Origin of the sequence: Roseburia sp. 1XD42-69 (assembly GCF_003612565.1) — a bacterium.
Taxonomy (GTDB): Bacteria; Bacillota; Clostridia; order Lachnospirales; family Lachnospiraceae; genus Roseburia_B.
This window is the reverse complement of the sequence record NZ_RAZG01000024.1, coordinates 1-20,529: the sequence shown is the minus strand read 5'-3', so window position 1 is coordinate 20,529 and position 20,529 is coordinate 1. Positions and strand designations below refer to the sequence as shown.

21 protein-coding genes and 2 tRNA genes are annotated in these 20,529 nt (G+C 46.1%); 19 read left to right on the top strand and 4 right to left on the bottom strand.

Annotation, left to right across the window (positions count from 1 at the left end; genetic code table 11):
• Positions 1-3: 3 nt before the first annotated feature.
• The 7 genes from D7Y06_RS12850 to D7Y06_RS12820 all read left to right on the top strand — a co-directional run bounded on the left by D7Y06_RS12850 (position 4) and on the right by D7Y06_RS12820 (position 8,210).
• Positions 4-1,356: a murein hydrolase activator EnvC family protein gene (locus tag D7Y06_RS12850; RefSeq protein ID WP_120408192.1), complete on the top strand. Its 1,353-nt coding sequence runs from the start codon at positions 4-6 to the stop codon at positions 1,354-1,356.
• Between the two features lie 126 nt (positions 1,357-1,482).
• Complete coding sequence (locus D7Y06_RS12845; RefSeq protein ID WP_120408191.1) at positions 1,483-2,784, top strand: S41 family peptidase; 1,302 nt, start codon at positions 1,483-1,485, stop codon at positions 2,782-2,784.
• A complete protein-coding gene (locus tag D7Y06_RS12840; RefSeq protein WP_120408190.1) occupies positions 2,750-3,250 on the top strand; it encodes a VanZ family protein in 501 nt (166 codons plus the stop codon). The genes D7Y06_RS12845 and D7Y06_RS12840 overlap by 35 nt, the downstream gene beginning before the upstream one ends.
• 39 nt (positions 3,251-3,289) lie before the next feature.
• A protein-coding gene (prfB, locus tag D7Y06_RS12835; protein ID WP_120408189.1) for a peptide chain release factor 2 occupies positions 3,290-4,424 on the top strand; the annotation gives its coding sequence in 2 pieces (ribosomal slippage) (positions 3,290-3,364 and positions 3,366-4,424; 1,134 coding nt in all).
• A 13-nt stretch (positions 4,425-4,437) separates the two neighbouring features.
• Positions 4,438-5,637, top strand: a complete 1,200-nt coding sequence (locus tag D7Y06_RS12830; RefSeq protein WP_120408188.1) for a homoserine dehydrogenase — start codon at positions 4,438-4,440, stop codon at positions 5,635-5,637.
• Positions 5,638-5,663: 26 nt separating this feature from the next.
• Positions 5,664-6,869: a cofactor-independent phosphoglycerate mutase gene (locus D7Y06_RS12825; RefSeq protein ID WP_120408187.1), complete on the top strand. Its 1,206-nt coding sequence runs from the start codon at positions 5,664-5,666 to the stop codon at positions 6,867-6,869.
• A 21-nt stretch (positions 6,870-6,890) separates the two neighbouring features.
• Positions 6,891-8,210, top strand: coding sequence for an aspartate kinase (locus D7Y06_RS12820; RefSeq protein ID WP_120408186.1), 1,320 nt, complete (start codon positions 6,891-6,893; stop codon positions 8,208-8,210).
• A gap of 69 nt (positions 8,211-8,279) precedes the next feature.
• Here D7Y06_RS12820 and D7Y06_RS12815 read toward each other — a convergent pair whose 3' ends face one another.
• From D7Y06_RS12815 to D7Y06_RS12805, 3 genes are read right to left on the bottom strand one after another with little or no spacing between them, the layout of a single operon-like run.
• The gene (locus tag D7Y06_RS12815) at positions 8,280-9,986 is read right to left on the bottom strand and encodes an alpha-glucosidase (protein ID WP_120408185.1); all 1,707 of its coding nucleotides are present in this window, start codon (positions 9,984-9,986) and stop codon (positions 8,280-8,282) included.
• Between the two features lies 1 nt (position 9,987).
• Positions 9,988-10,701, bottom strand: coding sequence for a DUF975 family protein (locus tag D7Y06_RS12810; protein ID WP_120408184.1), 714 nt, complete (start codon positions 10,699-10,701; stop codon positions 9,988-9,990).
• Between the two features lie 23 nt (positions 10,702-10,724).
• On the bottom strand, positions 10,725-11,219 hold the full coding sequence (locus tag D7Y06_RS12805) for a hypothetical protein (RefSeq protein ID WP_120408183.1): 495 nt from the start codon (positions 11,217-11,219) through the stop codon (positions 10,725-10,727).
• A 120-nt stretch (positions 11,220-11,339) separates the two neighbouring features.
• Here D7Y06_RS12805 and D7Y06_RS12800 point away from each other — a divergent pair, with 120 nt between their 5' ends.
• Complete coding sequence (locus D7Y06_RS12800; RefSeq protein ID WP_120408182.1) at positions 11,340-11,801, top strand: DUF2752 domain-containing protein; 462 nt, start codon at positions 11,340-11,342, stop codon at positions 11,799-11,801.
• On the opposite strand, the gene D7Y06_RS12795 is transcribed toward D7Y06_RS12800, so the two are convergent.
• Entirely contained in the window at positions 11,792-12,169 is a 378-nt protein-coding gene (locus tag D7Y06_RS12795; RefSeq protein WP_120408181.1) for a DUF4190 domain-containing protein, read from the bottom strand. The genes D7Y06_RS12800 and D7Y06_RS12795 overlap by 10 nt on opposite strands.
• A 139-nt stretch (positions 12,170-12,308) precedes the next feature.
• Here D7Y06_RS12795 and D7Y06_RS12790 point away from each other — a divergent pair, with 139 nt between their 5' ends.
• From D7Y06_RS12790 to D7Y06_RS12740, 11 genes are all read left to right on the top strand, one after another.
• On the top strand, positions 12,309-14,450 hold the full coding sequence (locus D7Y06_RS12790; RefSeq protein WP_120408180.1) for a Tex family protein: 2,142 nt from the start codon (positions 12,309-12,311) through the stop codon (positions 14,448-14,450).
• Positions 14,451-14,479: 29 nt separating this feature from the next.
• Positions 14,480-14,980: a YcxB family protein gene (locus tag D7Y06_RS12785; protein WP_120408179.1), complete on the top strand. Its 501-nt coding sequence runs from the start codon at positions 14,480-14,482 to the stop codon at positions 14,978-14,980.
• A gap of 14 nt (positions 14,981-14,994) precedes the next feature.
• Positions 14,995-15,432, top strand: coding sequence for a tRNA (adenosine(37)-N6)-threonylcarbamoyltransferase complex ATPase subunit type 1 TsaE (tsaE, locus tag D7Y06_RS12780; RefSeq protein WP_330566445.1), 438 nt, complete (start codon positions 14,995-14,997; stop codon positions 15,430-15,432).
• Entirely contained in the window at positions 15,429-16,139 is a 711-nt protein-coding gene (gene tsaB / locus D7Y06_RS12775) for a tRNA (adenosine(37)-N6)-threonylcarbamoyltransferase complex dimerization subunit type 1 TsaB (protein WP_120408177.1), read from the top strand. The genes tsaE and tsaB overlap by 4 nt, the downstream gene beginning before the upstream one ends.
• Positions 16,126-16,587, top strand: coding sequence for a ribosomal protein S18-alanine N-acetyltransferase (gene rimI / locus D7Y06_RS12770; protein WP_120408176.1), 462 nt, complete (start codon positions 16,126-16,128; stop codon positions 16,585-16,587). Before tsaB ends, rimI begins: the two co-directional genes overlap by 14 nt.
• A 39-nt stretch (positions 16,588-16,626) precedes the next feature.
• Positions 16,627-17,544: a ribonuclease Z gene (locus D7Y06_RS12765; protein WP_120408175.1), complete on the top strand. Its 918-nt coding sequence runs from the start codon at positions 16,627-16,629 to the stop codon at positions 17,542-17,544.
• Positions 17,541-18,101, top strand: a complete 561-nt coding sequence (locus D7Y06_RS12760; protein WP_120408174.1) for a DUF6715 family protein — start codon at positions 17,541-17,543, stop codon at positions 18,099-18,101. Before D7Y06_RS12765 ends, D7Y06_RS12760 begins: the two co-directional genes overlap by 4 nt.
• 6 nt (positions 18,102-18,107) lie before the next feature.
• Complete coding sequence (tsaD, locus tag D7Y06_RS12755; protein WP_120408173.1) at positions 18,108-19,130, top strand: tRNA (adenosine(37)-N6)-threonylcarbamoyltransferase complex transferase subunit TsaD; 1,023 nt, start codon at positions 18,108-18,110, stop codon at positions 19,128-19,130.
• Positions 19,130-19,825, top strand: a complete 696-nt coding sequence (gene ispD / locus D7Y06_RS12750; protein ID WP_199714703.1) for a 2-C-methyl-D-erythritol 4-phosphate cytidylyltransferase — start codon at positions 19,130-19,132, stop codon at positions 19,823-19,825. Before tsaD ends, ispD begins: the two co-directional genes overlap by 1 nt.
• A gap of 96 nt (positions 19,826-19,921) precedes the next feature.
• Positions 19,922-20,007 (top strand) — tRNA-Ser (locus D7Y06_RS12745).
• Between the two features lie 75 nt (positions 20,008-20,082).
• Positions 20,083-20,172, top strand: a tRNA-Ser gene (locus D7Y06_RS12740).
• Positions 20,173-20,529: the final 357 nt, after the last annotated feature.

Here is a 20,529-nt window from a genome sequence, read left to right as displayed (position 1 = left end):
CGTATGCACAGCGGTAGATTGAAAAAAATAACAGGAATCGCCTTGGCGCTGATACTGGCATGTACCCCCCTGCCCCTTGTACAGGGAGCTTCCCTGAAAGAGGCCCAGGAGGAAAAGGAAAAGTTAGAGGATGCCCTGAATGAGGCTCAGGCTCTTATTGAGGATTTAAAGGGCTCTAAGAGCAACATCCAGGATAAAGTAAAAATGTTGGACGCCCAGCTTACAAAGATATCAACGGATATCACCAACCTTGAGAGCAAGTTAAAGGATAAGAATCTTGAGATTTCAGATACCTCCAAAGTGCTTGAGGAGGCAAAAGAAGATGCGGCAGCCCAGTACGAGATGATGAAAATCAGAATCCGTTATATGTATGAGAACAGGGACAGGTCTTATGTGCAGCAGATTTTGTCTGCCCGGAGCATTTCCGAGGCTTTAAATGCAGTGGAGTATATCAGCCAGATTGCCAGATATGACAGGGAGATGCTGGAGAAATACCAAAAAACCCAGGTGACGGTAAAAGATGCAAAGACAGCCTTAGAGCAGGAAAAAGCGGAATTAGAGCAGATGCAGGCAAAGGTGGAGGAGAACAAACAGGCAGTATCTGTGCTTTTAATGGCAAAAGAGTCGGAGCTTTCCGCTGTGAACCAGGATATCAAGGATGCCAGCAGCCAGGCAGAAGTTTTTGAGGCAGAGCTTATTGCCCAGGAGGAAGTGATTGCCCAGATCCGGGCAGCGGAGGAGGCCAAAAAGGCTGCCAGGGCAAAGGCGGAAGCGGAAGCAAAGGCCAGGGCAGAGGCGGAGGCTGCTGCAGCGGCTGCTGCAGCCCAGGAAGAAGAGGAGAGGGGTACAGAGGAAATGGCAGAGCCCCAGGAGGGAGATACACAGGCTCCAGAGGCACAGCCAGAGCCGGTGCCGGAACCGGTGCCGGAACCAGAGCCGATACCTGAGGATACCTATAACGGGGGAGCGTTTCTCTGGCCATGCCCCGCAAGTACAAGGATTACCAGTGATTACGGAAACAGGCAGTCACCTACGGCGGGGGCATCCTCCAATCACAAGGGAATTGATATCGGCGCCCCCTACGGCTCAGACATTGTGGCAGCGGCAGACGGGGAAGTGATTTTTTCTGGTTACAGCAATGGCGGCGGTAATTACATTATGATAGACCACGGGGGAAGTTTATATACGGTTTACATGCACGCATCTTCCCTGTGTGTTTCCAAGGGTGAAAAGGTTACAAGAGGGCAGACGGTGGCAAAAGTGGGAAGTACAGGAATTTCTACTGGAAATCATTTGCATTTTGGGGTATCCTTAAATGGTGCATATGTGAGTCCCTGGAATTATCTGAGCAGATAAAGCGTAAAATAGTGATAAACCAACATTTTATCCCTGCCAGAATACGGCAGGGATTCTCTTGCCATAAGAATTTCAGGATTTTCAGTTTTTCCAGGCGCTTGAGAAGAAAGAATGAGGACAATTTAAATGGATCAGGAACAAATGGAATGGGAAAACGGGCAGACAGGCGGAAAAAAGGTTTCCAGCGGATTTTCAAAAGGCGTGGCAGCAGGGGTGCTGGGAACAGTTTCTTTTTTCTGTCTTTTGAGCCTGGTGCTGGTGTTTGTCTTTGGAAAAAACATTCACATCACAACGCCTTCCAAAGAGGAGGAGGCCGGAGTCGGAGTTTTATCCAAGGAAGTCCAGGCCAAAATTAATGAGCTGGCGGGGTATATCCATCTCTATTTTTACGAGGATGTGGACAACGAAACACTGGCAGAGGGGTTGTATTCCGGTTTGCTGGAGGGCATGGACGACAAGTATACAGACTATTATAATAAGCAGGAATACCAGGATTTACAAATCACTGCCACCCAGAATTATTATGGAATCGGCGCTGGGCTTACCCAGGAGAGGGATACCATGCAGGTGAGCATTAACCATGTGTATCAGGGATCTCCCGCAGAGTCCGCAGGGCTTTTGGAGGGGGACATTATTGTGATGGTGGAAGATATTGAGGCTGTGAGCATGGAACTCTCCGAGCTTGTGACCTATATCCGGGGGGAAGAGGGAACCAGTGTGCACCTGCAGATATACCGGGAAGGGGAGAGTGATTATCTGGAGTTTGAAGTGACCCGGGCCAATATTGACCTTCCCACAGTGGAGTATAAAATGCTGGAGGGAAACAAAGGCTATATCCATATCATGGAATTTGGGGCTCCCACAGCGGAACAGTTTGAACAGGCGGTGGAGGACTTAAAAGGACAGGGAATGGAGGCTGTCATTTTAGATGTCAGGGATAATCCAGGGGGAATGGTGACTTCCGTGACAAAAATTTTAGACGACATTCTCCCGGAGGGGACTGTGGTTTACACCCAGGATAAATACGGCAGCAAGCAGGAGTTTACCTCCGAGGGAGATACTTATATGGATTACCCTCTGGCAGTACTGATGAACGGGAACAGCGCTTCCGCTTCAGAGATCTTAGCAGGGGCAATCCGTGATTTTGAGTATGGAACCCTAATCGGCACTACCACCTATGGAAAAGGCGTTGTGCAGACCATATATCCCTTAAGCGACGGTGATGCCATAAAATTAACCACGGCAAAGTATTTTACCCCCAAGGGAGAAAATATTCATGGAACAGGGATAGAGCCTGATGTTGAACTGGAATTTGATTACCAGGGAGACAGGACAAAAGGTTATGATGAAATGCAGGATAATCAGGTATTAAAAGCACTGGAAGTATTGGACAATGAAATTAAAAACGGGAAAAGCAAGGGCAATTAAAATCTTATGGCTTATACTGGCAGTTCTCTGGATGGGGCTTATTTTCCGGTTTTCCGGCCAGAGAGCCCAGGTTTCTAGTGAACTCAGCGGATCCATCTCCTACCGCATGGCAGTGCGGGCGGAGGAATGGTTTTCCTTTGGCTGGGAGGAGGATGCACTTTTGCAATATGCAAAAGCGTGGGAGCGCCCTTTAAGGAAAATTGCCCACATGACGGAATATGCCATACTGGCTGTATTGTTTCTGGGAAATTTTTTCCAGTATCCTTCCACATACAAAAGAAAATATCTTCTGGCATGGATTTGTGCAGCAGGTTATGCCGCCACAGACGAGTTTCACCAGCTTTTTGTGGAAGGGCGGTCAGGGCAGGTAAGTGACGTGTGTATTGACAGTGCAGGGGCGTTTTTTGGCCTTTGTGCAGTTTGTGTTTTGTTAAAATTGTTTTCAGGACTGTCAAATGACAGATGAAAGAATAAATTAATATCTTAGAGAAAGAGGTGACTGATAATGGTAGAGCTTGACCAGTTCAAAACAACTTTGAACACTTATAAGAAACCACTGTTGGAAGTGAGGGATTCACTTTGACTTAGCCGGGAAAAAGCAAAAGATACAGGAATTGGAGCGGGAAATGGAGGCTCCTGATTTCTGGGATAATGTAGAGACTTCCCAGGCAAAAATGAAAGAATTAAAAAGCCTTAAGGATGATGTGGAGACCCTGGCAAAACTCACCGGGCAGTTTGAGGATATTGAGACGCTGATTGAGATGGCTGACGAGGAGAACGATGCGTCTTTAATCCCAGAGGTGGAGAGCGAGCTGAAGGGGTTTATAGAGACTTTTGAATCCATCCGTATGAAAACACTGCTCTCTGGGGAGTATGACAGGGACAACGCCATCGTGTCCCTTCACGCCGGGGCGGGGGGCACGGAATCCTGCGACTGGGCGGCTATGCTTTACCGCATGTTTACCCGCTTTGCAGGGGACAAAGGCTTTTCCGTGGAAGTCCTTGACTCCTTAGACGGGGAGGAAGCCGGAATAAAATCCATTACTTTTCAGGTAAACGGGGAAAATGCCTACGGATATCTGAAATCGGAAAAAGGGGTGCACCGCCTGGTGCGGATTTCACCTTTTAATGCGGCGGGAAAGCGCCAGACTTCCTTTGTGTCCTGCGATGTGATGCCGGATATTGAGGAGGACCTTGATGTGGAGATAAATGAGGAGGATATCCGGATTGATACCTACCGTTCCAGCGGCGCAGGAGGACAGCATATCAATAAGACATCCTCCGCCATCCGTATCACCCATTTTCCCACAGGGATTGTGGTGCAGTGTCAAAATGAGCGTTCCCAGCACATGAACAAAGATAAGGCCATGCAGATGTTAAAGGCAAAGCTTTTTCTTTTAAAGCAGCAGGAGAATGCCCAGAAAGCCGCATGCATCCGGGGGGAAGTGACGGATATTGGATGGGGAAACCAAATCCGTTCCTATGTCATGCAGCCCTATACCATGGTAAAAGACCACAGGACCGGGGCGGAAACCGGAAATGTGGGAAGCGTTTTGGACGGGAATCTTGATATATTTATTAACGGCTATTTAAAATGGCTCTCCCTGGGCTGTCCCAAGAGGGCAGACAGTGAGGAATAGAAGGAGAAAAGAGATGAAAGCAGCAGTTATGGGATATGGAACCATCGGTTCCGGCGTGGTTGAGATATTAGAAAAAAATAAAGACAGCATAAAAAATAAAGCGGGAGAGCCCATTGAGGTAAAATATGTCCTGGATATCCGGGATTTTTCGGGAGACCCTATTGCAGATAAGATTGTAAAAGATTACAGCATTATTGCACAGGATCCTGAGATTTCCATAGTGGTGGAGACGATGGGAGGGGTGGAACCTGCCTATACCTTTGTGAAGGCAATGCTTGAGGCGGGAAAGCACGTAGCTACCTCCAATAAAGCCTTAGTGGCAGATAAAGGAGCGGAGCTTATCGCCCTGGCCAGGGAGAAACAGGTAAACTTTTTATTCGAGGCCAGCGTGGGAGGGGGAATTCCCATTATAAGGCCTATAAACTCCTGTCTTACAGGAGATGTAATTGAGGAAATTACAGGAATTTTAAACGGAACCACCAATTATATGATGACACAAATGGCGGAGGAAGGCTTGGAATTTGATGATGTGTTAAAAGATGCCCAGGCGAAGGGATATGCGGAGAAAGATCCCACAGCGGATATTGAGGGCCATGACGCCTGCCGGAAAATTGCCATTTTAACTTCCCTGGTATGCGGACAGCAGGTGGATTTTTCCGATATCCACACAGAGGGGATTACAAAAATTTCCGCAACGGATATCAAATATGCCAAGGCCATGGGATATGCCATTAAGCTTTTGGCCACCAGTAAAAAAGTGGGAGATACTTATATGGCTATGGTTGCGCCCCACCTTCTCCCTGTAAGCCATCCTCTGTACACGGTAAATGATGTGTTTAACGCTATCTATGTACGGGGAAATATGTTAGGGCCCGCCATGTTTTATGGAAGCGGGGCAGGGAAGCTTCCCACGGCTTCTGCGGTGGTAGCTGATATGGTGGATATGGCAAAGCATGTGGATAAGAATATTTTATTACAGTGGAGGCCGGAGAAATTAGAGTTAAGAGATGCAGGCCAGGGGGAGAGCATATTTTTTGTCAGGACAAATGACGCAAAAGAGAAAGTGCAGGAAATTTTCGGGGATGTGAAATTTGTGGAGATTCCTGAGATAGGGGGAGAGTTTGGGTTTATCACCCCTGTTATAAAAGAGGAAGAGTTTTACAAAAAAATTGAAAATGTTACAACTTTATCCATTATCCGGGTTGCTGAATAGGATAAGGAAGCAGAGAGGAACATATTATGAAATATTTAGTGATATTAGGGGATGGGATGGCAGACCGCCCCATTGAATCCCTGGGAGGAAAGACTCCTCTTGCCTATGGGGATACTCCCATGATGGACGAGCTTGCGGCAAAGGGGGAAATCGGCATGGTACATACGGTGCCAGATGGAATGAAGCCGGGCAGCGACACGGCAAACTTATCTGTTTTGGGGTATAATCCCAGGAAGTATTATTCCGGCCGTTCTCCCTTAGAGGCTTTGAGCATTGGGGTTCCCATGAAAGATACGGATATTGCCTTAAGGTGCAATATTGTTACCCTCTCCGAAGAGGAAGATACCTATGAGGAGCGCAGGATTATAGACCACAGCTCCGACGAGATTTCCACAGAGGATGCGGCTGTTTTACTGGATGCGGTGAGAAAGGAACTGGAGACAGATACCTTCCGGTTTTATGTGGGAACAAGCTACCGCCATCTCTTAATCTGGGACAAAGGCCAGGTGGTGGAGCTGGTGCAGCCCCACGACGTGCTGGGACAGAAAATCGGGGACAAGCTTCCGGAAAATAGAGAGTTAAGAGAGATGATGAAAAAGAGTTACGATATTCTTGTAAATCATCCCATAAATGCAGAGAGGAGAAAAAAAGGCTTAAAGCCTGCTAATTCCTGTTGGTTTTGGGGAGCAGGGACAAAACCTGCCCTAAGCGGATTTGAAGAAAAAACAAAGAAAAAAGGCGCTATGATTTCCGCAGTGGATTTACTAAAGGGAATTGCCGTGGGTTCCTCCATGAAAGTGGTGACAGTGGAGGGGGCAAACGGAGGGCTTCATACAAATTATGAGGGAAAAGCCAAAGCAGCAGTTGACGTTTTGACAAAAGAAGGGTATGATTTTGTCTATGTACATTTAGAAGCACCGGATGAGATGGGTCATCAGGGAAGTGTGGAGCGGAAAGTGGCAGCCATTGAAAACCTGGATAAGCGGCTGATTCGTCCCATTGTGGAAGGGCTTCGGGAAGCGGGGGAAGATTTTCGTATGGTGATTTTACCGGACCACCCCACCCCTATCTGTATCCGCACCCACACCGGGGACAGCGTTCCCTATCTTTTGTACGACAGTACAAAGGAACAGAGCCATTCCTGGGCATACAATGAGGAGGAAGCCGGAAAGACGGAGAATTTTGTGGCGGAGGGCCACACATTAATTGATTACCTGTTTTCCGGGAAGTGAAAAGCTAAGAGGAGTAAAGTCATGATTAAAGTAGTAAAATTCGGCGGCAGTTCACTGGCAAGCGCAGGCCAGTTTTCTAAAGTAGGGGATATTATCCACAGCGATAAGCACCGCAGGTATGTGGTGCCAAGCGCCCCTGGAAAGCGCAATGACAAGGACACCAAAGTGACGGATATGCTCTATGACTGCTATGAGACAGCGGAAGAAGAGGGCGATTTTAAAATTAAGTTAAAGAAAATCAGGGATCGTTATAATGCTATTATCAACGGCCTGCATTTAAAGCTCTCTTTAGAGGAAGAGTTTAATATTATTGCGGCTAATTTTGCGGCAAAGGCAGGGAAAGATTATGCTGCCTCCAGAGGAGAATATTTAAACGGGATTATTATGGCAAACTACCTGGGGTTTGATTTTATTGACGCGGCCCAGGTGATCCGCTTTGACGAGCAGGGAGAGTTTGATGCGGATACCACCAATGAGATTTTAAAGGAGCGCTTAAAACAAAGTGAGTATGCAGTAATCCCTGGATTTTACGGGGCAAAAGAGGACGGTACGGTAGTTACATTCTCCCGTGGCGGCTCTGATATCACAGGCTCTATTGTGGCAAAAGCCTGCCGGGCGGATATGTATGAAAACTGGACGGATGTCTCCGGATTTCTGGTGGCGGATCCAAGGATTATTAAAAACCCCAAGGCCATTAAAGTCATCACTTACCGGGAGTTAAGGGAGTTATCTTATATGGGGGCGACTGTTCTCCATGAAGATGCGGTTTTCCCCGTGCGCAAAGCCGGTATTCCCATTAATATCCGAAATACAAATGTCCCGGAAGACGAGGGGACTTTAATTGTGGAAAATACCTGCCAGCCATCCCTTTATACCATTACGGGAGTTGCGGGAAAAAAAGGTTTTGTGGCGGTTAATGTGGAAAAAGATATGATGAATACGGAAATCGGATTCGGCAGAAAGGTTTTGGAAGCCTTTGAGATGCATGGTATTTCCTTCGAGCATATGCCCTCCGGGATTGACACTATGACTGTATTTGTGCACCAGGAGGAATTTGCGGGAAAAGAACAGCAGGTGCTCTCCTCTATCCATCGCCTGGCAGAGCCGGATGTCATTGACTTAGACGGAGATTTGGCCCTGATTGCCGTGGTGGGAAGGGGAATGAAATCTACCCGGGGGACGGCGGGACGGATTTTCTCTGCGTTGTCTCATGCAAATGTAAATGTAAAAATGATTGACCAGGGCTCCAGCGAGTTGAATATTATCATCGGTGTGGCAAACAGTGATTTTGACAATGCCATAAAAGCAATCTATGATATATTTGTGGAGACTCAGTTGTAAATGAAAAAGAAGCCCATGAAAGGCTTCTTTTTTTATCCATGTCTCCAGGGAGATATTTTCTGTTTGTATTTAAATTTCCGATACCAGCAAAACCACTGCCTCGCAGGACTGCAGGGTAACGCAGCATTTGCCCCGGGCTTCCCTTCGCAGGTCGTCTTTGAAATCCGTGTTCATTAGAAGAACCTTTTCGACCAGCATATTTCCCAAGGGAAGTGTCTGGATTTCCCGGCCGTAATTGGCAATGACCAGTATCTGTACGGAAGTATCCGCCAGTGAACGATAGTAGGCAAAAATATTGTCATACTCCAAAAAGGCGGGAACAAAGTCCCCATAGACAAAAATTTCACTGTAAGCCGGAAATTTCCGCAGGGCAATAAGTTCTTTATAATAATTGAGCAGAGATTCCGGTTTTCTTGCCTGGGTTTCCACATTTACAGAAAAATAATTCAGGTTTACAGGCAGCCATGGGGTTCCTGCGGTAAAGCCAGCATGTTTTGTGGCTTTCCACTGCATGGGGGTTCTGGCATTGTCCCTGCTGTGGTCGTGGCAGACCTTTAATGCCTCCTCCTTTGTCAGGCCTGCATCTAAGGCAACCTGATATTGGTCGTGGGTGTTAATATCGTCATATTCGCTGATATCATTCCGGCGGCAGTTTGTCATGCCGATCTCCTGCCCCTGATAGATAAAGGGAATCCCCCGAAGGGTGAGGAAGGTGGTGGCCAGCATTTTTTTTCCCTGTTCGTTTCTAGCGTAATCCGGCAGGAACGTACAGACGCCTCTGGGCTCGTCATGATTTTCAATAATATTTGATTTAAACCCAATGCCCTCCGCTTCCAGCTGGGAGGAGATAAGGGTTTGTCTCCACGCTTTAAATTCTACAGGTTTGGCGTCATACCAGCCGTGTTCCCCCAGAGTAAGGAGATGGGCGGAAAAGTCAAACATACTGGAAAAATACCCTTCCTCCCCGATAAAAGCTTCCATTTCCTCCTTCTTCATGTTGAAAACTTCCCCTACGGTAAAGGCATCCTTAGGTTCAAAAGTTACGGCGCTCATTTCTTTTAAGAAATCCCCCACTCCGGTAACTTCATCCACCATTTTGGTGCAGGAGACAAGACCGTCCTCACCGTCCGCTTCAAAGGAGGGAAATTCCAAGTCTTTTTTGATATTAATAATGGCGTCAATACGGAATCCTGCAAGGCCCTTGTTCAGCCACCAGTTTATCATGCGGTAAATCTGCTCCCGGACTTTCGGATTTTCCCAGTTTAAGTCCGGCTGTTCTTTGGCAAACATGTGCAGATAGTACATATCCTTTTCGCCTTTTACAGGTTCCCAGGTACTTCCTCCAAAATAGGAGCGGTAATTGCTAGGGGGCTGTCCGTTTTTCCCCTTTACAAAATAGAAATAGTCCCGGTATTCGCTTTTGGGATTCGCCAGAGCCTCTTGAAACCATTTGTGCTGGCTGGAACAGTGGTTTACCACCAAATCCATAATTACATACATATTCCGGCTTTTAGCTTCCGCCAAAAGAGTGTCAAATTCCTCCATGGTGCCGAAACACTGGGCGATTTTGTAATAATCTGATATGTCGTATCCCTGATCCACAAATGGGGATTCATAAATTGGGGAGAGCCAGATAATATCAACGCCAAGGTCTTTTAAGTAGTCTAACTTAGAGATAATACCGCCTAAGTCCCCGATTCCGTCTCCATTGCTGTCGCAGAAACTCTTGGGATAAATTTGATATGCAACTTTATCATGCCACCATCTTTTTGTCATTTTAGGAAACCTCCCCTATGATATTACGGTAAAATACGGCAATGGTCTGGCTGATATACGGGTATATCCAGAGAAAACCAATGCCGAAAGATAAAAGGCCCAGCAAAGCCATGCCTATAAAACTGAAAGCAATATATAACAATCTGCCTCTGTTCCCTTTCATGTGTTCCCGGCTTAAGCAGAATGCATCGGAAACCCCCAAGGAGTCATTATCCACTAAAAAATAGTAAATAAGGCTGTATGTGAGGGAGAGGTAACAGATGAAAAAAGCGGATACAAGGAAAGCAATTATCATCAGTGCCATCCATGTCAGGGATGGGAACCTGAAATAATACATGGCACAGATTATCGCTGGAATTGCTGCCGCAAATATCTTCAGCATCAGGGATAACTGTGCCAGAATCAGCCTGTCCGGTTTTCTGCTAAAGTAGTAAAACAAGTCGGCAAATGTCCTTTCTTTTCCCCGGGACATATCCAGATGGATGCGGATAATTCCGCAGGTTAGTACAATGGATAACAGGGAAATAATGAAAGCGGCAAAGTAATATGTTACCAACTGCAGGGTGCCGGGATTTTTCTGAAACGAATAATTAAAAGGGAAAGAAGCGGCAAAGACCATAAGCCCTGTCATCACATTTACGTTCATGGGAAGCCCGTAGCGCCCGTTTAGTGTCTCTCTTGCCTGCCGCTTTAACTCTTTACAAGATAAATTCATAAAATCAAGTACTCCTTCGGTGTTTATGCGGCGTAATCAACATTGGCGCCCACATATTTGACTGCATCCAGTGATTTTTGGTTTTGCTGGTAGGGATTGGACTCGTCAGAATATTTTACCACGGTTCTCGTTTCCCCGCCTGCCGTATAGACGCTGCCGCATTCCGGGCAGACTGCCGTCTGGATAGAAACTCCCGCAGAAATCACCTGTCCGTTTTCTTTCGCCGCCTTGGAATAGGCGTTTTTCACATGTTCTGCTTCGTGTGAACGCACTGCTGCACCAGATGCGGAAGGGGATACATGCTGTGCCGTTTTAAAAGATACATTTTCATCGGATCCGTCCTGATACTTGCGGTTTTTACAGGTCTCACATTCCGCCGGTGAGGAGCGCCTTCCGGTTTTTTTCACCTGGTCGGAAACCGCTTGGTTTGACTTTTCACTGGTAATGCTATGATTCCCTGAATTTGTATTTCCATAATATGAGTAGCCCAAATAGGCGGAAACGCCACTGATTGCCATAACAGTGCCCTCCTTTTTTAAATATTTTACATAATTTTATTATAGCAAAACTGGAAAAAAACTCAACAGAATTTTGTGAAAATCTGTTATAATGTAGTTTGAGAAAAAACGGAGGTATCCATGTCAAAGATAAACCGAAGCCAACAAGAAAAAACAGAACAGGCATTTTACGCCGTTGGGGCGTCATTTTTAGGGGTTGTCCTGATGTTATATCTTCTGTACAAAATGTTCCCCATTTCTCTGGGGAGATTTTTAATGCCCTGCATGTTTTTGAAACTTACCGGGCTTTACTGTCCAGGATGCGGTGGAACCAGGGCGGTGGCAGCGCTTTTGAAGGGGAAATGGCTGCTGTCTTTTTTCTATCACCCCATTGTACCGTATGCTGCCGCAATCTATCTGTGGTATATGGCAACCCATTCCATCCAGCGTATCAGCCGCGGAAAAATACGGGCAGGCATGCGTTACCGGGACGCTTATCTCTGGATTGCCCTTGGGCTTGTGGCGGTTAATTTTTTTATAAAAAACGGGATTTTGCTGGTATTCCATCAGGATATTTTGAAGCTGCTGGGACATTACTGGTAAAAAAGCTGATTTAATTCTTCCATAGATTCCACCCCATAGATATTCATGAATTCCCTTAAAATCCCGTCCCATCCGCCGTATACCTGGAATGTGAACAACAGGGCAAATCCCCATAGGCAAATGGTAAAAAATAGTCCGCAGGCACTTAAGATTAAGCCCACAGTTGCCTGGTTGTCCATAGAGCGGGTTCCGCCCCGGGATAACAGTGCCAGGATAATTCCCAGTGCGCCGCAGGGCAGGGCAAAATACAAACAAAAAGATGTGGCGAGGGAGAGTATGCCCAGCACTAGGGATGCGGTGGCCATTCCCGGAGAGCGTCTGTTTTCATAGGGGGGAGTGGCTGGGTAAGATATTTTTTTATCGTCCATAAAAACCTCCTGAATTTGCAAGTTCTTTATATTTTAACACCCCAGCCGGGGAAACTCAAGCAGAAAGCATCTTGAACCCAAAGACAAAATTAGATATAATAGATTAAATTTGTAATGATAGCAGGGAAGGAAATAGAAGATGGAAATAACGGAAATACTTGCAGAAGAACTGGGAATTAAAAAGCATCAGGCGGAAGCCGCCGTAAAATTAATTGACGAGGGAAACACCATCCCATTTATTGCCAGGTACAGAAAAGAAGCTACAGGGGCCTTAAACGACGAAGTGTTAAGGAGCCTTTATGACAGATTAAATTATCTGAGAAATTTGGAGGAGAAAAAGCAGCAGGTTCTTGCCAGCATTGAGGAGCAGGGAAAACTCACAGAAGAATTAAAAAGCCAGATTTTGGCGGCGGAAACCATGGTGGTGGTAGATGATTTATACCGCCCTTACCGCCCCAAGCGGAGGACAAGGGCAACCATTGCCAAAGAAAAGGGATTGGAGCCCTTTGCAAACATGATTTCCCTGCAGATGGTGGAACATGAGATTTTAGAGGAAGCGGAAAAATTTGTAGATGGGGAAAAGGGAGTAAATACCCCCCAGGAAGCCTTAGAGGGAGCCGGGGATATTATTGCGGAATTTATTTCCGACGAGGCGGATTACCGGATTCATATCCGGGAGCTTACCATGAAAAAGGGGCGAATCGTATCCGCAGCCAAGGATAAAGAGGCGGAATCCGTCTATGAAATGTATTATGAATTTGACGAGGCGTTAAACAGGCTGGCGGGCCACAGAATCCTTGCACTAAACCGGGGGGAAGGGGAAAAAATCCTTACGGTGAAAGTGGAGGCGCCGGAGGAGGATGTGCTCCGCTATCTGGAGAAAAAAATAATTACAAGGGACAACCAATATACCACCCCTGTGTTAAAAGAGGTAATTGCCGACAGCTACAAACGGCTCATTGCCCCTGCAATCGAGCGGGAAATACGAAACGAGCTCACAGAAAAGGCCGAGGACGGGGCCATTAAAGTATTTGGGAAAAACTTAGAGCAGCTTTTAATGCAGCCCCCCATTACCAACCAGACTGTGCTGGGGTGGGACCCTGCCTTCCGCACGGGATGCAAGCTGGCGGTGGTGGACTCCACAGGAAAAGTCTTGGACACCGTTGTAATTTTTCCCACAGCTCCCCAGAATAAGGTGGAGGAGGCAAAAAAGGTTTTAAAGGATCTGATTGCAAAATATCATATCACTCTGATTTCCGTGGGAAACGGAACGGCCTCCAGGGAATCCGAGATGGTGATTGTGGATTTGTTAAAAGAGATAAAAGACCCGGTACAGTATGTGATTGTAAATGAAGCCGGGGCCTCCGTGTACTCCGCAAGTAAGCTTGCCACAGAGGAATTTCCCAATTTTGACGTGGGACAGAGAAGCGCGGCGTCCATTGCCAGACGTCTCCAGGACCCTTTGGCGGAGCTGGTAAAAATAGACCCAAAATCCATTGGGGTGGGGCAGTATCAGCACGATATGAACCAGAAAAAACTGGGGGAAGCCTTAGGGGGCGTAGTGGAGGACTGTGTAAATAAAGTGGGGGTGGATTTAAACACTGCATCCGCCTCCCTTCTGGAATATATTTCCGGCATCAGCAAAGCCATTGCCAAAAACATTGTGCTGTACCGGGAGGAAAACGGCAGGTTTACATCCAGGAACCAGCTCTTAAAAGTGGCAAAATTAGGGCCGAAGGCCTATGAGCAGTGCGCCGGATTTCTGCGGATTCAAGATGGGAAAAATCCGTTGGATGCCACCAGCGTGCACCCGGAAAGTTATGAAGCCACAGAAAAACTTATGGATAAATTGGGCTATGCCCCAAATGATATCCGGGAAGGAAATTTAAAGGGAATATCCAAAAAAATAGCAGATTATAAGAAACTGGCGGAAGAGCTGGGAATCGGGGCCCTGACCTTAGAGGATATTGTAAAGGAATTGGAAAAGCCTGCAAGGGATCCAAGGGAAGATATGCCCAAACCTATTTTGCGAAGCGATGTCATGGAGATGAAAGATTTAACCCCCGGCATGGTGTTAAAGGGCACTGTGCGCAATGTCATTGATTTTGGGGCATTTGTGGATATCGGCGTACACCAGGACGGCCTGGTGCATATCTCCCAGATGTGCGACAAATTTATTAAACATCCCTTAGAGGTAGTCAGTGTGGGGGATATTGTGGAAGTAAAGGTTATAAGCGTCGACCTAAAAAAACAGAGGATTCAGCTTACAATGAAATTGTAGCGGGAATCGCTTTACGGAAGGAGGATGAAATGAAAAGTGAATTTGACATCAAACTGACGGTGCGAGATATGTACCGTTTCAGTATGTACCACACCTATTCCGGGATACATGGGGGCGCCTCTGTTGTCATAGCTGTCCTTGTATTCTTTGTGGCGGCTAAGACTTACGGCGGCGTGGAGACAATGTATACCCTTTTGTATATTCTTTTTGGAATCCTGTTTCTTTTGTATATGCCCGTTTCCCTGTATCTTCGGGCAAAGCGCCAAATACTGTCCTCGGAAGTTTTTAAAGAGGCCCTGCATTTTACCGTGACAGAGGAAAAAATTACTTCCTCGCAAAAGGGGGAGAAGGCAGATTTACCCTGGGAGCAAATTTACAAAGTGGTGGAGACCAAGAGCAATATTTTGGTTTACAGCAGCAGAATCAATGCCTTTGTCCTTCCCAAAGACCAGATTGGGGGGGAGTATGATAATTTCCGGGGAATATTGAAGGAAAAGCTGCCAAGTTACCGCCTGAAATTAAAAAAATGAAAGAGGGAAAAAGATTGCAGACCATATACGAAACATTTTCCAGGGAGGAAACGGCGGAATTGGGAAAGAGAATTGGAAGAGCAGCCCAAGCCGGGGATGTGTATACCTTAACTGGGGAGCTGGGAGTGGGAAAAACTGTATTTACCCAGGGGGTGGCAGCGGGACTTTCCATAGAAGAGCCTGTAAGCAGCCCTACATTTACCATTGTACAAATCTATGAAAGCGGCCGGCTTCCCTTTTACCACTTTGACGTCTACCGCATTGCAGATGTGGAGGAAATGGAAGAAATAGGATATGAGGACTGTTTTTACGGAGAAGGGGTGACTATCATAGAGTGGGCCGGCCTTATTGAGGAAATTCTTCCCCCAAACAGGAAAGAAATACGCATCGAAAAAGATTTGGAAAAAGGATTTGATTATCGTAGGATAACCATTACAGAGGTGGAGCCATGAAAATTTTAGGAGTTGACAGTTCCGGCCTGGTGGCAAGTGTGGCAGTTGTGCAGGATAATATCATGCTGGGAGAATATACCGTAAACTATAAAAAGACTCATTCCCAGACACTGCTTCCCATGCTAAAGGATTTGGCGGATATGATTGAGCTTGATTTAAATACTTTGGACGCCATTGCAACGGCGGGGGGACCCGGCTCTTTTACAGGGCTTAGAATTGGTTGCGCCACAGTAAAAGGCCTTGCCCTGGCACTGCATCTTCCTGTTGTATCCGTGCCCACGGTGGACGCTTTGGCCTATAACTTATGGGGGCATAAAGATGTGGTCTGCCCGCTTATGGATGCCAGAAGAAGTCAGACATACACGGGGCTTTACAGGTTTGCAGATGGAAAAATGCATATTATAAAACCACAGTGTGCGGTTGATATTGAGACCATACTGTCCGAAATAAATGGTATAGGTGAGCCGGCAGTCTTTTTGGGAGACGGGGTTCCTGTCTTCCTAAGTGCCATTGAGGAGCACGTAAAAGTGCCTTACAGTTTTGCACCGGCCCATGCAAACAGACAGCGGGCGGGAGCGGTGGCAGCACTTGGTGCTCTCCTCTATGGAGAGGGGAAAATCCAGCAGTCATTTGACCACAGTCCGGAATATTTAAGGCTTTCCCAGGCAGAGCGGGAGAGGATGGAGAAGATGCATGGAGGAGATTAGGATCCTTGAAATGACAGAGGAACATGTTCCACAGGTGGCGGCCATCGAAGCAGAAGTTTTTACCTGCCCCTGGTCCCCAAAAGGATTTTTGGATACACTTTACCAGGATAATGTCAGATTTTTTGTGGCTGTAAAAGAAATTTCCGGAGAAACTCTTGTAGCGGGATACTGCGGTATCTATATGGCGGCGGACGAGGGGGAGATTACAAATGTGGCGGTAAAGCCTGGATTTCGCAGGGGACATATGGGGGATGCCTTGTTGGAGACGGTGATATCTCACTGTGAGTGTAATGGCATCTCCCAAATTTTCCTGGAGGTAAGGGTCTCCAATGAAGCGGCTATCCGCCTTTACAAAAAGCATGGGTTTGCCACGGTGGGAATCCGGAAAAATTTTTATGAAAAGCCGGCGGAAGATGCCTATATTATGTGCAGAAAAAATTGTCCGTAGAGACCGGCATGGAATAATATTATAAGTTAGGAGAAATACATGTTAGATGTGTGTTTGCTTGGAACAGGAGGCATGATGCCTCTGCCATACCGTTGGCTTACATCCATGCTGCTTCGGTATAACGGAAGCAGCCTTTTGGTTGACTGCGGTGAGGGGACTCAAATTGCAGTAAAGGAGAAAGGGTGGAGTTTTAAGCCGATAGATGTAATATGTTTTACCCACTATCATGCAGACCATATCAGCGGCCTGCCGGGACTTCTTCTCACCATGGGAAATGCTGAGAGAAGCGAGCCCCTCACTATGGTAGGGCCCAAAGGGCTGGAAAAAGTGGTGGGAGCCCTTCGCATGATTGCCCCGGAACTTCCCTTTGAAATTAAATATATGGAATTAAAAAATCCCCAGGAGGACTTTGAAATTAACGGGTATCACATACACGCTTTCCGGGTCAATCATAATATTACCTGCTATGGGTACAGTATTGAGATAAAGCGTGCAGGGAGGTTTCATGTGGAGTGGGCAAAAGAGAAGGATATTCCCCAAAAATTTTGGAGCCTTTTGCAGCATGGACAGGTAATTGAGTATGAGGGGAACTATTATACCCCGGACATGGTGCTGGGGAAGCCCAGAAAAGGAATAAAAGTAACTTATTGTACGGACACCAGACCTACGGAAAATTTAAAAAATGCAGCAAAAAATTCAGACCTTTTAATTTGTGAAGGAATGTATGCAGAACCGGAGAAGCTGGCGAAAGCAAAACAGTATAAGCATATGACTTTTTACGAGGCGGCAGAAACAGCCAGGGATGCAAAGGTTGGGGAACTTTGGCTCACCCATTTCAGCCCGTCCCTTGTCCATGGGGAAAGCTATATGCCAAAAGTGCAAAAAATCTTTGCCAGGGCAAGTCTGGGATTTGACGGAAGAAGTGTGGAGCTTGATTTTGAGGAGGAAAAGCCATGAAAAAAATGAAATATGTGATAATTGGAGTGCTTATTGTAGGTCTTGTGGTAGGGTATTATGCTTACTATACCCATGAGAAATCAAAGAAAGAGGAAGTGGAACTCTCAGAGGTACAGAAAATCATTTTAAAAGATTTATCAGGAAAATCTTATCCTGCCACCCCAAGGGAAGTGGTGAAATTCTATAACCGGATTATTGCCTGCTATTATAATGAAGAATTTACGGAGGAGGAACTTCACCAGCTCACAGACCAGGCGAGAGCTTTGATGGACAAAGAACTGGCGGATAATAACCCTTCTGAGCAGTACTATCAGAGGGTCGCCGGGGAAGTCCAGTCATACAGGGATGATAAACTGACCATAACAAATGTAAACATAAGCGACAGCAACGATATTCAGACAATAGAGCTTGACGGAAAGGATTGTGCATATGTAAACGCATCCTACCTGGTGCGCAAGGGAAGCGAGTTGGTAAAAACAAACCAGTCCTATATTCTCAGGAAAGATGATGAGGGCAAATGGCGGATTTTGGCATTTGAACTGGTAGAAGGAGAATAGCAGAAGATGAGTATGGATGTAAAAATTCTGGCTATTGAAAGTTCCTGTGACGAGACGGCGGCCGCCGTGGTGGTAAACGGCAGGGACGTAAAATCCAACATTATATCTTCTCAGATAAGCCTGCACACCCTTTACGGGGGAGTTGTGCCGGAAATTGCTTCAAGAAAGCATATTGAGAAAATAGATCAAGTGATAGCTGAGGCACTTGAGAGTGCGTCTATGACCTTAGATGACATAGATGCCATAGGGGTAACCATTGGCCCGGGTTTGGTGGGGGCGCTTCTGGTGGGGGTTGCAGAGGCAAAAGCCATCAGTTTTGCAAAGAATATACCCTTGGTGGGAGTACATCATATTGAAGGGCATATCAGCGCAAATTATATTGAGAACCCTGAACTTAAACCGCCGTTTTTATGTCTTGTAGTGTCCGGCGGGCATACCCACCTGGTAAAAGTAAAAGATTACGGAGTGTATGAAATCCTGGGGAGAACCATGGATGATGCAGCGGGGGAAGCTTTTGATAAAGTGGCCAGGGCAATTGATCTTGGATACCCCGGAGGGCCAAAAATCGAGAAAGTTTCCCATGAGGGAAATCCCGGTGCAATTTCCTTTCCCAGGGCCCATGTCTCAAAAGGAGCCTATAACTTTAGCTTCAGCGGGATGAAGTCTGCGGTGTTAAATTACTTGAACGGATGCCGCATGAAGGGCATAGAGATTGTTCAGGCGGATGTGGCAGCTTCCTTTCAGCAGGCAGTGATAGACGTGCTCACAGGCAATGCCGTAAAGGCATTGGAAGAGACAGGTATGAAAAAATTCGCCTTGGCAGGGGGAGTGGCATCCAACCGCACGCTGCGGAATGCAATGAAAAGCCAGTGCGAGGCTTTAGGAGCAGAGTTTTTCTGCCCTTCCCCCCTTTTATGTACGGACAATGCCGCTATGATTGGAGCGGCTGCTTATTATGATTATCTGGCAGGAAAGCGGGACGGGCTGGATTTAAATGCCGTTCCCAACCTTAAATTAGGAGAAGGATGATGGGAATAGATAAAGTGACGGCAATTGTCTTAGCCGGGGGAAGCGGAAAACGTATGGGAGGAGACTGTAAAAAGCAGTACATGCTTCTTAAGGGGCACCCGCTTTTGTATTATTCCCTGAAAGCTTTTCAGGACAGTCCTGTGGATGAAATCATTTTGGTTACAAATGAGGCATCCCTTTGCCGGAATGAAATTGTAGAGAAATATCATATGGATAAAGTGACAAAAATTGTTCCCGGGGGAGAGGAGCGGTATGAGTCTGTATATAATGGCCTTTTGGAAGCAAAGGACAGCGATTTTGTGTTGATTCATGACGGGGCAAGGCCTTTTGTCACAGAAGAAATTATTTTGCGCTGTATAGGGGAAGTGAAAATCCATGAGGCATGTGTGGTGGGAATGCCTGTAAAAGATACGGTTAAAATCGTGGATGAAAATGGTTTTGCAAGCTATACTCCTGAGAGGAAGTATGTGTATCTCGTGCAGACCCCCCAGGCTTTTTCCTATCCCTTAATCTTAAAGGCGTACCAAAAAGTCATGAAGGAACAGCCGCCTGGAATTACAGATGACGGGATGGTAGTGGAATATTTGCAGGAAAAAAAGGTAAAACTCATAGAAGGAAGCTATCAAAACATTAAAATTACTACACCGGAGGACTATTTTACCGCCTTAGCTTTCCTGGAAAATAAAAAAGAATAGAAAAATGTAAAAAAAGTGTTGACAAGATATGGTATATGGTGCTAAAATCTATTTTGCGCTGATTTGTGAAACATAATCACAGGCAGTGAAATATATGGAGAAGTATCGAAGTGGTCATAACGAGGCGGTCTTGAAAACCGTTTGTCCGAAAGGGCGCATGGGTTCGAATCCCATCTTCTCCGTTCGACCATATTCCTCTTATTTGAGATGAAAATATTTCTGTATATATGGTCAAAATTTAACAGTCGTTTTTATTCGGAGAAGTACCCAAGCTGGCCGAAGGGACACCCCTGGAAAGGGTGCAGGTCGTTAATAGCGGCGCGAGGGTTCAAATCCCTCCTTCTCCGCTGCATTGCAAAAAATGATGTCGAAAAAAAGTGAAAAAAGTTCTTGACAAAGGACGAAGAGAGTGATATCATTATGAAGCTACTTTCGTGAAGGACAAGCAGCAATGAGCAATGTAAAAAAGAAATAAAAAAAGTTGTTGACAGACGGCGAAAGATGTGATAATCTATTAAAGCTGTCGCAGAAAACAACAGCAGAGAACCTTGATAACTGAACAGTGAAATAACCTTGAAAGATTTTGAGAATCAATGAGAAAAACCAAAGCGGATTTGAGCTGGTTTTTCGGAGAACAAAACGAACAAGGCAAGAGATGCAACCTAAAACAGTAAACACTATGAAAATAGTGAGGACAAGGAAAA